Source organism: Bifidobacterium jacchi (assembly GCF_009078285.1).
Taxonomy (GTDB): domain Bacteria; phylum Actinomycetota; class Actinomycetes; order Actinomycetales; family Bifidobacteriaceae; genus Bifidobacterium; species Bifidobacterium jacchi.
The window spans coordinates 4,194-18,461 of record NZ_RQSP01000010.1 but is presented as its reverse complement, the minus strand read 5'-3'; the positions used below and the strand labels follow the sequence as shown (position 1 = coordinate 18,461).

Genomic DNA, 14,268 nt, shown 5'->3' with positions numbered 1-14,268 from the left:
GGCGCACGAACCGCGCGATGAGTCTGATCGGCAGGAATCTGCTCAGCCTGTATCTGATGCATCTGCCGCTGGTCTACGTCTCCTTCGCATACTGGCCGAACATCGACCCCTGGCTGATGATCCTCATCAACGTATGCTGTCTTTCCATGGTGGTAATGCTATTTGCCGAGATGCTGCGCCGTCTGCATCTCGGGGTTCTCATCGGGGAAAAAGGGTATAGTCTCTAGCGCTCTCATCCCTGGCATCATTGAAGGAAAGCTGAAGTCATGCTGAAGGAAGGTGACGTGATGAGAGGGAGGAAGGCGCATGGCCATCAGCAGGTCCGATGAGTTTCGCAACGCCTTCGGATTCGGCCCCGCATTCGCCGCCCTGTTCACCGCCCATCGCGTCATCAGCCACTGGTTCGATCATACGTGGGTGAGTCATCGCTATTATCGCGCGGTTACCAAGCGCTCCGGCGTCGATGCCGTCGCCTTTCACCGACTTCCGCTTGCCGGCGGCGCGGCGATCGGCGAATCGGCGCCGATCTGGACCATGTGGTTTTCGCTCGACGACTCCTCTCTTCCGCCGATCATCGAGTGCTGCGTGGCAAGCCAGCGGCGATTCGCCCGCTCGCATCCGCATCATCTGCTGACCGCGGCGAATCTGCACGATTATGTGCAGGTGCCCGATTGGATGATGGCGAAGGTACGCTCAGGCACGATTCCGCTGACGGCGTTCAGCGAATTCGTGCGCTTCGATCTGCTGTCGCGCTATGGCGGCATATGGCTGGATGCGGCGGTTTTTCTGGATGCGCCGCTGCCGCCTGCCATTGATTCGGCGCCGTTCTGGTCGTTGAGCACTCGGCCGGACCGGCGGGGGCATCCGGCGTTTCTTGACAACTGACCCGCGTTTGCTCTGGCCGGCACGGCGGGCGACCCGTTCTTCACCTTCGTGCGCGACGCCTTGGAATCCTACTGGCGGGATCATGATCTTCAGGTGGACTATTTCCTGGTCGACGCGATCATGAAGTATGCGTACCGTCATCATCCCTACGTGCGCAGTCTGCTGGCATCGGTGCCCTTCAACAATCCCAATACGCATGGCATGCTCCCGTTTCTGGAACGCCCCGCGCAGGAGTGGGACGCCTATGCGGCGACGCATCTCGACACGCACATCTTCAAGCTCAACAACCGTCGGCCATGGCGTTCGGTCACGCCCGACGGTCAGGTCACGCTGTTCGGGCGCATGCTGGCGGATCGTGCGCGGGAACGCACGCAGTCGGCGGCCGCCAATCCGGGCGAAACCAGCTGCGAAACCAGCGATCCGGGCGAAACCAGCAATCCTAACGACCATCCAAGCGAATCCACCAACTCAAGCGAAACCAGCGCATCGCGCAACTCCGGCGAATCCGCCCACCATGCCACCATCGAGCCGATTGCGTCCAACGACGGCACCCCGCTGGTCTCCATCATCGTGCCGGTCTACAACGCGCGCGCCAGCCTGCACGACTGCATCAGCAGCATCACCGCGCAGACTTACGCGCATCTGGAGATCATCCTCATCGATGACGGATCGGACGACGGATCGAGCATGTATTGCGATCTGTGGACCCGACTCGATTCACGCATCCGCGTGATCCACCAACGCAACGCCGGCGTCAGCGCCGCACGCAACCGGGGCATCGACGAAGCTTGCGGCGACTATCTCATGTTCGTGGACGCGGATGACACGCTGCTTGCCGATGCGGTCGAAACGGTGATGACGATGATCGCGCTCGCGCAGCGTTCGTCGGCCAGCGTCGCGACCGACGCGGACCAGCGGCCAGTCATTCCCGACATGGTCAGCTTCGATTTCAGCGTGTTCCGCAACCGCACGCATCTGGACCGCACCAACGTGCTGCCCCACCCCTACCCGGATCATGTGCTGGTCTCCTCCGGCGCGGATTGTCTGCGCTACGTCTATCAGGGGCGAATCGGGACCTATGTGTGGTCGTTCCTGTACAGCACTCGTTTTCTCCACCGCTGAGGTGTGCGCTTCGACCCGAAGGTGCGGCTCATGGAGGATACCCTGTTCCTTGGCGAACTGCTGCCGCACGCCCGCCAGGTCCGCTATCTGGACGTTCCGATCTACCACTACCATATCGGCGAGCGCAATACCTCGGGGCAGACCGACGACGTGGGCAGGCTGTCCGAGGCGTTCGACGTGGCGTGCCGCCTGTACGGCCATGCGCGGAGCCGCGGCATGGACGGCGAATACGCTTCGTATGCGCTGCGCATCGACGCCTTCCTGTATTCGCATGCCAGTCGGGACCGGCTGCATGAGCATGGTCCGCTGATGCGCCGGCTCAGTAGGCATATGCGCATGATCGTACGCGCGCATTGGCATCGGATTCCTTGGAAACGACGCATGCAGTACATACTGCTGCGTCTGCACTGGTATGAGCCGCTGTGGAACCGTCTGCCCGCGCATTTCCGCCCATTTCGGAAGGGGGAAGACCGATGAATTCGCCGAAGGTGTGTCTGGTCGCCCCGGGATGGCTGCCGGTTCCGGCGACCGGCGGCGGCGCCGTCGAATCGCTGATGACGACGATCGCCGAATGCAATGAACGCTTCGGTCTGCTGGATCTCACCGTGGTCACGCGCATGGATGACGCGTCCGCGCATGCGGCGGCGCGATTCGGCACCACGCGATTCGTTCCGATCGCCGACGCCGCGCGGCCCGTCGTCTTCTGGGATCACTGGTATGGCGCGCTGACCAGACGAATCATCCCCGGCTATGTGCCCTCGAACTCGTATCAGCGCAATGTGGCGCGGCTGATCGATCCTGCTGATTTCGACGCGATCGTGCTGGAGGCCGGCCCGCTTCCGGTGCCGAATGTGACGGCGAAGCGGTTCTCGAATCGCCTGTGGTATCACCTGCATCATGTGATCGACGCTCCCGTGTCCAATAACGCGTATCGCCACGTCATCGGCGTCAGCGATTTCGCATGCGCACGGTTCCGCAGCCTGTGCCGCAACGCCGCCGGTCTTGCTCCCGATGTGACGACCGTGCGCAACGGCATCGATCTGTCGCGGTTTTCCGCGCTTGCCACGCGCTCCAAGGCCGCGTTCGAAAGCAGGCGACAGGTGCGTCGGCAGTTGGGATTCGATCAGCAGGACTGCGTGGTGATGTACTGCGGGCGGCTGATCGAGGAGAAAGGCGTGCGCGAACTGCTTCAGGCGATGACGATGCTCGACGGCACCTGCGTCGGCAGTTCGGCTGACGACACTCCGATCAGACTGATGGTGGTGGGCAGCTCGGATTTCGCCCCATCGACCGCCACCGCGTACACGCGGCAGCTGCATGCTCTTGCACGGCGGCTGGGAAGGCGCGTGGCGTTCACCGGATTCGTGCCCAATGATCGGCTGTGGCGGTATGCGGCGGCCGCGGACATGCAGGTGGTGCCGTCGATGTTCGAGGATGCGGCGCCGACCGTCTGCATGGAGGCGATGGCCTCGGGACTGCCGCTGGTGGTGACGCAGTCGGGCGGCATCGGCGAATACGTCTCCGCGCAGTGCGCGTTGACCATACCGCGCAACGGCGATGTGGCCGCGCATCTTGCCCGGGCGCTGACTGATCTCACCGCCGATCCGCATCGGCGTGCGGCGATGGGCGCGGCGGCGCTCGTCAGGGCGCAGGAATTCTCCCGGGAACGGTTCTATCATCGGTTCGCGGACGCACTGCGGCGGGATTGCGAGCTGCAGAGCGACCGATCGCAGCCTGACCGGCCGCAGTCTATGCAACCGGCCGTTCGCTCCGCTTTGCAGCAGGAGGGACGGCAATGACCAGCATGACGGACACCGTGACAGACACCGTAATGAACACCGTGGTGAACACCGCAACATCAGACATTCTCGTCAGCGTGATCGTGCCGGTGTATCGCACGGAACGCACCATCGAGCGATGCGTGGACAGCATTCTGGCGCAATCCCACAAAGCGCTTGACGTGCTGCTCATCGACGACGGATCGCCTGATTCCTGCCCGCGGCTGTGCGATCGCATGGCACAGGGCGACGCACGCATCCGCGTGATCCATCAGCCGAACAAGGGTCTTTCCGAAGCTCGCAACACCGGAGTCAAGGCCGCACGCGGACGGTTCGTGGCGTTCGTCGACAGCGACGACACCGTAGCCCCGGATTTCATCGCCTCCATGCTCGCCGTCGCAGTGGACGCGGACGCCGACCTGGTGCTCTGCGGGTTCGCCGTCGAGCGGCACGGCGGCATCGTGCGGCTCCCCGGCCTGAACGAGCCGATGGAGCCACGACGGTTCATGCGCTACATGTTCACGCAGGACGATCATATTCCGCGATTCTCCGTGGCATGGAACAAACTGTACGAACGCGGCCTGTGCGAGCGGGTTCCTTTCCCCGCGGGCCGTCTCTACGAGGATTCGGCCACCTATTACCGGTTCGTCGATCAGGCGCGGCGCATCGCCTTCGTGAACCGCCCACTGTACTGCTACACCGATAATGCGGATGGCATCATGCGTCGGCGCATCGATCTGCGCGCGTTCGACGGGCCGCGCGCCTCGCTGGATCAGACGGCCTTTCTGATCGAACACGGATACGACCCCGACACGATCCGGGTGTCGATGAGGCAGCTTGCGCTGGATTGCGCGCACACGGCGAGTGCGATGCGGAAGCATCATGTGGCCGGATGGCGGGCGCACTGGCGCGTACTGCGCGCGGAGGCGCTTGATCTGTCTGCGCAACTCGGGGGGCGCGCCGAATCAGGCGGGAGCGCGCAATCAGCCGAGAGCACGCAACCAAGCGGGCGCGCGCAACCAGATACGAGGATTTCACCAGCGCGTCGAGCGGCGTTCCGCACAGCCATATGCCACCCGCTGCTCATGGCGGCCGCCCTGCGCGCAGTCTCCATCGCGGCCGGGCTGCGAACAAGGAGGGCTTCGCCGGCAGCCGGTCCCGCTGCAGCGCCATCCACGTGAACATCCCCGCCATCCCCGCCATCCGCATACGGCATCCGCTACGGCATCAATCCGCAATCGGCATCAATCAACAGCAAACCGCCAACAGCACCGAGTTCGGAATCGAGTTCTGGCATTGGACCACAAACGACAATTCATCCTCAACCTCATCGCGAGCCTGCTGTCCTTCGCCGCGAATCTGGGCATCGGCTTTCTGCTCACGCCGTTCATCGTGCAGCGGATCGGCGCCGAGGCATACGGATTCGTGGGTCTCGCCAACACGATGGTCAACTATGCGGCGCTACTGACGCTGGCGCTCAACTCGGTTGCCGGACGATTCATCACCGTCGCCTACCATAAGGGCGACAAGGCCGCCGCCGACAAGTACTTCACCTCCACGCTGTCCTCGAATCTCGTCATCGTGGCCGTGCTCACGCTGGTGTGCATACCACTGATCTGGAATCTCGACCATGTGATCAACATCTCCCCCCGACTGGTCGGCGATGTGAAGCTGCTGTTCGCGTTCATCGCCATCAATTTTCTGCTCTCCACGCTTTCCGCCGTGTTCACGGTCGCCACATTCATCAAGAACAGGCTCTACTTGAGCAGCATCGCCAACATCATCGCCATCGCCGCCAAAGTCGTCACCTTGGTCGCGATGTTCGGCACACTGCCCGCCATGGTCTGGTACGTGGGCTTGGGCACCGCGCTGGCGACCCTGATCACGCTCATTGCGAACTGGCTGTACACCAGGCGTCTCGTGCCCGAACTGCGGTTCGTGCGCCGCGGCTTCTCATGGCGGGCGATCCGGGAGATGCTGGCCGCCGGCATATGGAATTGCGTGGTCAAGCTTCAGCAGATTCTCCAGTATGGGCTGAGTCTGCTCGTCGCCAATCTGATGATCAGTCCGCATCTGATGGGACTGCTGTCGATCGCGCAGCTGATCCCCAGTGCCATGTCGAATCTGCTGGGTGCCGTCACCGGCCTGTTCTCGCCCGATCAGACCCGATTCTTTGCTCAGGGCCGTGGCGATCTGCTGATGCGCGAGCTCAAATCGGCGATGCGCATCAGCAGCGTGTTCGTCAACGTCGTGTTCGTGACGCTGCTGATCGTAGGCGAGGATTTCATCCGACTCTGGCAGCCCGGTCAGGACGTTCGCACCATCACCATCCTCATGCAGCTGACCATGGTCGGATTCTTCCTTTCGGGAGTCGCCTCCACACTGCAGGGCGTGCCGCTGCTGGTCAACCGTCTCAGACGGTATTCCATCGGCTGGCTGGTCTGCGGTGCGCTGTCGTTCCTGCTGATGCTCGTCGGCGTGCTGTTGTTCCCATCCGATGCCATCTACGTGGTGGCGGCGACGCCTCAGCTCATCGGCTTCATCGCCAACCTCACATTCGTGCCGATCTACGCTTCGCGCTGCCTCGCATTGCCATGGTTTGTGTTCTATCCCATCTATGCGCAATATGCAGGGGCCACCATTGCGGCGGCCGCGGCATGCGCCGTTGTGCGAGGCGTGCTGCCGTTCGACATATCCTCATGGGCGATGCTGATCATCGCATGCATGATCTGCGCGTTGGTCACGATCGTCACGGACATTCTGCTGCTGCTCGGCACCCGCGAGCGCTCGATCATCACCGAAGCCATCGCGAAGAGGCTACGCCGCCGCTAACCTCGGCGCGCTCCCCTACCGACGAGACAGCTTGCCGCCGATCTTGCCACGCACCAGGCCGATGAACTCGGCGCGTTCGGCCTTGTCGAATGCGATCACCACGTTCGCGCACAACGCCAGCGCGCCGCACACCGCGGCAGCGACGATCAGACCAAACCAGCCGGTCGGCACGTGCACGAACCGGTACGCCACACTGATGACCATCACCGACGTCACGCACAGGCATCCACGGAAGATCGCCTTGTAGAACGTGGTCCACGGCACCTCCAGACAGTGCGCCGCATAGATCGGCGTGAACGTGAGGTTGCGCGCCAAAACCATCACAAAAGACACAAGCGGAATCGTCCAAATGCCGAGAGAAGTGAATTTAAGCAGGACAATCACTAGCAGCACATTGACAACACCGATCACCAGCCACACCAACGCTGGCACCTTGAGCTTGTTTGTCACCGTGTACACGTTATAGATCGTGTTGATACTGCATGTGACGATCAAAGGCGCTAATGTGAGTATTGACAGCGTCTGCAACAGATTCGCATCCTGCCCAGGAACCCACACGCGGTAGAAATCGCCGCCAAAAATGATCAGATAGCCGAGCGGAATGGTCAACACCGCGCCCATCACCTTGATCGAGAACATGATGCTGTCAAGCAGCTTGCCCTGCTGCCTCTTGGCATAGTAGATCGTGAACTGCGGGATGAACACGCCAACCATCATGACGACAATCTGCTGAATGAACGTGGGTAGCATCTTGACCAGTGAATACTCGCCCGCCGCCTGCGCCCCGACGAACATGTTCATCAGCAGCAGATCAAGCATCGTGAGTAATACAGTGCTCAGCTCGTTAACCGAATTCCATACGCCGGAGCTGAGCAGCTCCTTGACCGCGCCCCAGCGGAATTTGCCGCGGTTGAGCCGCAGTTCGGGCACCAGTTTGCGCGTGTAGTACACGTTCGTCGCCCAGATCCACACGTTGACGATGAGCATCGTGGCGGTGACGAAATAGATCTTCGGCTGCAACAACGTGAACAATGCGATGAGCACCACCGCGCGGATCACATTGCCTTCGATGCCTCGCCTCGCGCTCAGATCAAGCCGATTGCGGATGAAGAACGCGCAGCCGAACACCGACAGCACCAGTCCGCCGATCAGTCCGATGAACGAGAACATGAACGTCAGCTGCACGTCGCCGACCAGACCGGCCGGAATATTGAGGAAGTCGTTGACGCACAGCACCACGGCCACGGAGGGGATGAGCAGAATCAACGCGAGGATGATGTTGGCGACGAGCACCGAATTGAAATACTCGTTCGCCTTCGCATTGTTGCCTCGGTTGATCTCGATCGAGATGAACCGGGAGGCCATCGAGTTGAGCGCCACGGTGATGATGTTCGTGTATCCGATGAAGTTGTTCGCCAAGGGCACGAAGCCGTACGCCTCCGCGCCCAGCGTGCGGATGATGTACGGCGTAAGCACGAAGCTCACGCCGAACTGCACGCCGAAGGCGATCACGTTCGCGATCATGTTCACCGCAAGTCGTTTGCGTTCACCCATCCGTCATCTCCTGCCCATGCCACGCATGTTCACACCCACATGCTTCCTATGTTGCGGTCGTTCTTGCTGCCACTGGTTGGTATGCTGATGTCTGCCGCACCGGCCTGTCGCCGGTTCATTCATGTCTTCCGTATCATGTCACACCCACTGCCCAGCGCAGGAAACTCGGGGCGGCATTCCCGGTCTGCTTCCTGATTCCATACGATTCCATACGACCATCCACATAAGAAACGCCCCAAAAGTACACCTCGAAAGCATCTGTAGGGGTCAAAGTCGTCATTTTTTGCAAGAATGACCCCTATAACTCGATGATTCCCATCGATGTCGCCTTGGATGGCGGGCACAGAGCGAAGGGGCGCAGAGGCTGCACGTTCCGATTCACGTTTTTCACCATGATTCGGCACGTTTGATTCACGTTTTTACACATCTTGGTACTTGGCGAACGCGGTGGCGCATGCGGTTGCGCTAAGGCTGAGTATCGGCGCGAGTCTTCGCGCGCAGTTGCGCTCTGACACATCACCGCCTATCGGCATACACCTAATCCGCTTGCGTTGCTATACTGGCTTGCGCCTGTGGCGCGCGTGAGAGGTTATGCGCCGCGCCGTTGACATGAAGGAGGCAAACGCTCATGCCCATGCCAGCCGGTCTCACACTTGCATTGCGTTCACTGATCGGAGACGGCCGCTATCACATCCTGCGCGAAAAGGCCGCCTGCGCAGAAGGATACCAGCGCTACGCCGACCTGTTCCGCCGTACGCCATCGCCACGCAGCATTCTGCTGTGCTGCCCGGAGCATTGCAATATCGGCGATCATACCATCGCATATAATGAACACCAATTTCTAGCTGAATCCGATCACTCTCTGCAGGAATTCGGCGGTAATTATGGCAAAAACGCGCAGATTCACCCCCTAGTTCATCACGCCTGTAAAGACACTTAACCGTATTTCAACAAAACAACTCTAAAGCACACATAAATAAATCAAGCAAAGGATTATTGATGATTCATATCATCCATCGTATGGCATCCATCGCCGCCAACGAAAAGCAAATCTGCTCGATCAAACACGCTATTCGAACTCGTCAAGGACACAACATTTTCGTGTTCGGTTCGCCATATCATTCTAACCTCGGCGATCAGGCTCAGAGCTACTGCATCGAACGATGGGCTAACCGGAATTATCCGGAATATCAGGTGTTTATTTTTGATACGCAATTCATTACATTCCATAAATACCAATTGCTGTCAATGGTACGCAAGGAGATTCAACCGACCGATAAAATCTTCCTGCATTCCGGTTACCACACCACAGACCTGTACATGTTGGAAGAAAATATGCAACGCCATGTGGTGCAAATGTTTCCGGACATGCGCATCGTAATACTACCACAAACCATTTTCTACAAAAAGCCAAATGAGGCCGTGATAGCCGAGCGTATTTACAATGCGCATCCTAATCTTCATTTTCTGTGTCGTGACGATGTGTCATATGAGAAAGCACAGCAGATGTTTCCGCATGCACATCTACTTAAGTTCCCTGATATTGTCACAACTATGATTGGGACACAACATTATGATCATGAGCGTAAAGGTATCCTACTCGTGATGCGCAATGATAAAGAGGCATTCTATAAACCTGAACAAATTCAACAACTTAAGAGTAATCTCTCTGACATCGATGTCGTGGAGCAAACAGACACCACCGTTGATTTAGATGCGCGATACATCATTGCTCATCGACAGGAGGTGCTGGAAAAAACATGGGACAATTATTCCCGGTATCGTGTGATCATCACTGACCGTTATCATGGCACGATTTTTTCATTGGTAGCAGGAACTCCGGTGCTAGTGCTTTCGTCAACAGATCATAAGCTTAGCTCTGGAGTCAAATGGTTTCCTCCGGAATTCTCTCAATATGTAAAATTTATTCCTGAATTGCGTGACATCAAACCAAATATCGAACAAATATACAACACCGACCTTGACTATTACCTACCCCCATATTTTGAAGATAACTATTACACGAAACTTAAAACTCTCATCGGAGACTAGTAGTATATAATCATTCACCTATCAGGAAGCAGGTTTGTATCCTCATGTTTCATCCAGCATCATTTTTCAAAAATAATATTAAGCGTATTATACCAAAATCAACATATAAGAAGTTGAAGCATTCAAAAAAACTACACGAACTTAAGCAGTATTATAAGTGGCAGTTCTCATCATTTGCTCGCTTCTCTGCAATTCCGGGAGGCAATGAAGGACTAGAACAACTCACATGTCAACTGCAATATCATTCTCATGAAATAGAAAAGGGGCTGAGCCACAACAACTTCCGCGCAGGATTTGGACGGCGAGCTATAACTGAGCTAACCCATAGTATGCGCCTGTGGATGCAGCATAACTACCCAATGGAAGCATTTGCAATGCGCGAGGCTCTTGGAGTACTTAAAGCATATGAGGATAAGCATGCAAAGGTCGGTAGCGCATTACCACTTTTTTACAATGACCTTATTGCCGGCTTCGAACAAGAAATCCGCAATGCAGATACCGATCACTGCGGTGCGTCACTATTCACACGCAAACCAAACGATCCACACCGCACCTATAAAGCTGTGCTAGAGGATCGCTGCAGCCTGAGAGATTATTCTGAAGAACCCGTCAATCTCGATGAACTCATCGAAGCCGGACAGCTAGCAATGCGAGCACCCTCTGTATGCAACAGACAATCAGTACGCTTATACATTAGTACGAATCCTGATATCATTCATAAAGCTATGAGCATCCAAGCCGGCATGTATGGGTACAAAGAACCTCCTGCGGTTATGATAATCACATCCACACTCACTTCGTTCATTGACCCAACAGAACGCAACGAACCATGGGTAGATGGCGGACTCTTCTCGATGGCGCTACTTGGCGCTCTAGAAGCGCAAGGACTTGCAGCTTGTCCTCTTAACGCCATGTTTGAGCAACGACGCGAAAACGCGATCAGACAAGCACTCCCGATCCCCCCCGATGAAGTACTCATCATGTTTGTCGCAGTAGGACACAAGCCAGAAAAAACTCTGCATCCTATGTCCACTCGTCGTGATTGGCACGATATCATCACCATACTGAAATAGAAATATACGCATAGAGTTATCGGCGTATTGCACTGACTATTCGATCACGACGTGCACCGATAACTGTTCGTATCCAATCGTGGACAGCTTGTCTTTTGCTTGTAAAAGCAAAAGACAAGCAAAAGAGATTATCGTTGGAATCAAGCCGTTCTGCGGCGTTTGATTAGGGTGAAGGCGAGTAGAGAGCCAAAAGGAAAACGAAAGAAGTGGAACGCCGTAATCTCAACCACTGGCCGAGATCACACATCATCCTCTCCTCCGACTCACCTTTAGGTACCGTCTTCTAGGTTTTACCGCATTTGACAGCCTGAGAATCAGACGATGCCGGCCATGTACAGCGGCATGTCCTTGATCGCGCCGGCATCGTGATATCGCCGAGTAGAGAACCGGAACGCCTTGGGAAACCCGTATTTGCGCACGGCGACGATGAGCGACTTCGCCTGTGTATGGTCCCCGGCCTTCACTTCCACGGGCACGATCTCACCATGCTCCTCGTACAGGAAGTCAAGCTCGCCGCTGGAGTTCGCAGCCGACCAATAATAGGGGGATCCAGTGAGCTTGACCGCCAACTGCTGACAAACGAACTGTTCGATAAGCGCCCCCTTGAACTCACGAAACAGTGCATCGCCTTCGATAAGGACGCGCACGTCCAAGCCGCTCATGGCCGCGAGCAGCCCCACATCCAGACAATACAATTTGAATGCCGCACCGTCACGATAAGCCGTCAGCGGTTTCAACGGCACGCTCACACGAGGCACCTCAAGCACCAACGACGAATCCTTCAGCCACTGGATCGCCAGCTCATAATCCTTGCCTCGCCCACCGGAACGAACGGCACCATAGATGAACTTCTTGTTTTCCCGAGCAAGCTGAGCTGGCAGCGAATCCCACACCTGATTCAGTCGCAATGTGAACGAAGGCCCCAACGACCCCGAATCGGTGTGTTTGGAAAAATCATCGCGATAATCGGAAAGCAGCGTGTTCTGCATCTCACGAATACCATCAAAATCCGCATTGGGAAACGTCTCAGCAAATCTACGAACGACATCCGGCATGCCACCGACGTATAGGTAATATCCGAGCCAAGTCATCACCTTGTCGTGCATGAGCTCAATAAGCGCAAAATCCTGAGATGAGAGCATATCCGCCATAGCCTGTTGCCCACAGGCATAAAGGAACTCCAAAAACGACATCGGATACAACTTCACACGTTGCAGCTTGCCGACGGGGAACGGAGTACCGGGATGAATGGCAATGCCCAGGCTCGAACCGGTGGCCAGCACATGATACTGCGGAGCCGTCTCGGCAAAGGTCTTCAACGACAGCAATGCGCGGGGCACCTCCTGCACCTCATCGAGAACAATGAGCGTGTTCTCTGGGACGATTCGAGTTCCGGACTCGATGGACAGCGCCGGAATCAAACGATCAATGGTGATATCTCCGGCGAACAACGCCCGCATGGCCGCGTTGTCGAAAAACGAAACATAGGCCACATTATCGTAGTGCGTGCGGCCGAATTCGTTGGCAAGCCACGTCTTGCCTACCTGACGAGCCCCTTCCAACAGCAGTGGCCTTCGTCGGGGTGACTGCTTCCATCGTTCAAGATCTTGCATCAGGAAACGCTTCACAACAACCGTCCTCACATTTTCAGGCACACTTTTCTATCAATGATATACATTTTCAGGCGGACTTTTATAGAGGCAAGCTAGATTTTCAGGCGCACTTTTGACCAGTCCAAGCACATTTTCAGGCGCACTTCCACTGGACATCTGTGCACGTGAGCGGACATGGGAGCTCCAAGCCGATAGACGCCAAGCATATTCGACTCTCGAAAACCGAGTCTTCGTCAGCGCGCGTCAAATCTCACGGCTCCCATCGCAAGGAACACGGATCATCGAATCTTTGGCACCACATCCACATCCATCCAGCACACTCCCATTCAGCAATTTGGCCGCCAAACGCTCTGAATCCACAACATCCTCACCACATCCTCATAGAACAGATGGGCTCCACAGGCGGCGAGGACGCTTCTCTTTGCTTCTCTTTTGCTTTTGAAAGCAAAAGAGAAGCAAATGGCAGGCAAAAGAGATTATCGTTGGAATCAAGCCATTTTGCGGTGCCTGATTAGGGTGCATGCGGGTAAGGAGGCAAAAGAAACGGACGCAAGCCGCCAGTCGGACCCGCTAGCCAGATACATTTTCAGGCGCACTTTTATAGAGGTAAGTCACATTTTCAGGCGCACTTTTGACCAGTCCAAGCACATTTTTCAGGCGCACTTCCACTGGGCATCTGTGCATGCGAGCGAACTCCACATCAAGAAGTCAGAGGATACGATTCGCTTACACTTCGTTCACGCCCCGCTCATACCCGTATTCCCAGCGGCCGTCACATCAACATGATTCGCGATTAAGATACTCACGAGTATCATACTCATGAGTATCTTATCCACCATCCGCCCGGCAGCGCGGACGCCTCGGAGGGGACATCTACGATACGCCTTCGCTATCGCAGCCTTCTGAGTTCGAGAATCTCTTGCGCAGCTGTCCGTCGCCGCGCAAGAAAAGCTCAAAACAAACCCGGAGTCCGAGAAAAACTTGCGCGGAGAGTAGGCTTAGACAGTGGGCTTAGCGCAAGATAATCTCGAAAACACCCTTAAGCCCGAGAAAACCTTGCGCAACCGCCAGCCCCAGCGCAAGAAAATCTCGAAACAAACCTAGAGCTCGAGAATACCTTGCGCTGAGAGCGGACTTAGCGCAAGGTATTCTCGAAATGGCCGATTCCTTCGAGAAAAACTTGCGTAACAGCGATCAGTCGCGGACCAGGAAGACCCAACACAGTGCTGCGCGCGGAGACAGCGCAAGACAATCTCGAAATCACCCTTAAGTTCGAGAAAACCTTGCGCAACCGCCAGCCCCAGCACAAGAAAATCTCGAAACAAACCCCAAGCCCGAGAAAAACATGCGCTGGGAACG

Annotated in this window: 11 protein-coding genes and 2 pseudogenes; 10 read left to right on the top strand and 3 right to left on the bottom strand. The window is 56.6% G+C overall.

What is annotated here, in order from left to right:
* From EHS19_RS04240 to EHS19_RS04210, 7 genes and pseudogenes are all read left to right on the top strand, one after another.
* A pseudogene (locus tag EHS19_RS04240) lies at positions 1–227 on the top strand (hypothetical protein); the annotation flags it as partial.
* Positions 228–306: 79 nt separating this feature from the next.
* Positions 307–1,182: pseudogene (locus EHS19_RS11310) on the top strand (capsular polysaccharide synthesis protein); the annotation flags it as partial.
* A 45-nt stretch (positions 1,183–1,227) separates the two neighbouring features.
* Positions 1,228–2,007: a glycosyltransferase family 2 protein gene (locus EHS19_RS04230; RefSeq protein WP_241677074.1), complete on the top strand. Its 780-nt coding sequence runs from the start codon at positions 1,228–1,230 to the stop codon at positions 2,005–2,007.
* Positions 2,008–2,037: 30 nt separating this feature from the next.
* On the top strand, positions 2,038–2,484 hold the full coding sequence (locus tag EHS19_RS04225) for a hypothetical protein (protein WP_151916546.1): 447 nt from the start codon (positions 2,038–2,040) through the stop codon (positions 2,482–2,484).
* A complete protein-coding gene (locus EHS19_RS04220; protein WP_151916545.1) occupies positions 2,481–3,806 on the top strand; it encodes a glycosyltransferase family 4 protein in 1,326 nt (441 codons plus the stop codon). The genes EHS19_RS04225 and EHS19_RS04220 overlap by 4 nt, the downstream gene beginning before the upstream one ends.
* On the top strand, positions 3,803–4,966 hold the full coding sequence (locus tag EHS19_RS04215; RefSeq protein WP_151916544.1) for a glycosyltransferase family 2 protein: 1,164 nt from the start codon (positions 3,803–3,805) through the stop codon (positions 4,964–4,966). Before EHS19_RS04220 ends, EHS19_RS04215 begins: the two co-directional genes overlap by 4 nt.
* Before the next feature lie 115 nt (positions 4,967–5,081).
* Positions 5,082–6,617 (top strand): lipopolysaccharide biosynthesis protein, encoded by a 1,536-nt coding sequence (locus EHS19_RS04210; RefSeq protein WP_151916543.1) that lies wholly within the window; start codon positions 5,082–5,084, stop codon positions 6,615–6,617.
* A 15-nt stretch (positions 6,618–6,632) separates the two neighbouring features.
* Here the strand turns inward: EHS19_RS04210 and EHS19_RS04205 are convergent, their stop codons facing one another.
* A complete protein-coding gene (locus EHS19_RS04205; RefSeq protein WP_151916542.1) occupies positions 6,633–8,171 on the bottom strand; it encodes a lipopolysaccharide biosynthesis protein in 1,539 nt (512 codons plus the stop codon).
* Between the two features lie 628 nt (positions 8,172–8,799).
* On the opposite strand from EHS19_RS04205, the gene EHS19_RS04200 reads away from it, so the two are divergent.
* The 3 genes from EHS19_RS04200 to EHS19_RS04190 are packed head-to-tail and all read left to right on the top strand — an operon-like array spanning position 8,800 to position 11,296.
* Entirely contained in the window at positions 8,800–9,111 is a 312-nt protein-coding gene (locus EHS19_RS04200; RefSeq protein ID WP_151916541.1) for a hypothetical protein, read from the top strand.
* A gap of 59 nt (positions 9,112–9,170) precedes the next feature.
* Positions 9,171–10,223: a polysaccharide pyruvyl transferase family protein gene (locus EHS19_RS04195; RefSeq protein ID WP_151916540.1), complete on the top strand. Its 1,053-nt coding sequence runs from the start codon at positions 9,171–9,173 to the stop codon at positions 10,221–10,223.
* Between the two features lie 44 nt (positions 10,224–10,267).
* Entirely contained in the window at positions 10,268–11,296 is a 1,029-nt protein-coding gene (locus EHS19_RS04190; RefSeq protein ID WP_151916539.1) for a nitroreductase family protein, read from the top strand.
* Between the two features lie 314 nt (positions 11,297–11,610).
* Here the strand turns inward: EHS19_RS04190 and EHS19_RS04185 are convergent, their stop codons facing one another.
* Entirely contained in the window at positions 11,611–12,951 is a 1,341-nt protein-coding gene (locus tag EHS19_RS04185; protein WP_151916538.1) for an ATP-binding protein, read from the bottom strand.
* 1,093 nt (positions 12,952–14,044) lie between these two features.
* On the bottom strand, positions 14,045–14,268 hold a 224-nt coding region (locus EHS19_RS11020; RefSeq protein ID WP_206666320.1), incomplete at its 5' end, for a hypothetical protein.

What these genes read in the sequence shown, in the direction of transcription:
- EHS19_RS04230 (WP_241677074.1), top strand. Translation starts at nt 1,228, where the DNA reads ATGCTGGCGGATCGTGCGCGGGAACGCACGCAGTCGGCGGCCGCCAAT.
- EHS19_RS04225 (WP_151916546.1), top strand. Translation starts at nt 2,038, where the DNA reads ATGGAGGATACCCTGTTCCTTGGCGAACTGCTGCCGCACGCCCGCCAG.
- EHS19_RS04220 (WP_151916545.1), top strand. Translation starts at nt 2,481, where the DNA reads ATGAATTCGCCGAAGGTGTGTCTGGTCGCCCCGGGATGGCTGCCGGTT.
- EHS19_RS04215 (WP_151916544.1), top strand. Translation starts at nt 3,803, where the DNA reads ATGACCAGCATGACGGACACCGTGACAGACACCGTAATGAACACCGTG.
- EHS19_RS04205 (WP_151916542.1), bottom strand. Translation starts at nt 8,171, where the DNA reads ATGGGTGAACGCAAACGACTTGCGGTGAACATGATCGCGAACGTGATC.
- EHS19_RS04200 (WP_151916541.1), top strand. Translation starts at nt 8,800, where the DNA reads ATGCCCATGCCAGCCGGTCTCACACTTGCATTGCGTTCACTGATCGGA.
- EHS19_RS04195 (WP_151916540.1), top strand. Translation starts at nt 9,171, where the DNA reads ATGATTCATATCATCCATCGTATGGCATCCATCGCCGCCAACGAAAAG.
- EHS19_RS04190 (WP_151916539.1), top strand. Translation starts at nt 10,268, where the DNA reads ATGTTTCATCCAGCATCATTTTTCAAAAATAATATTAAGCGTATTATA.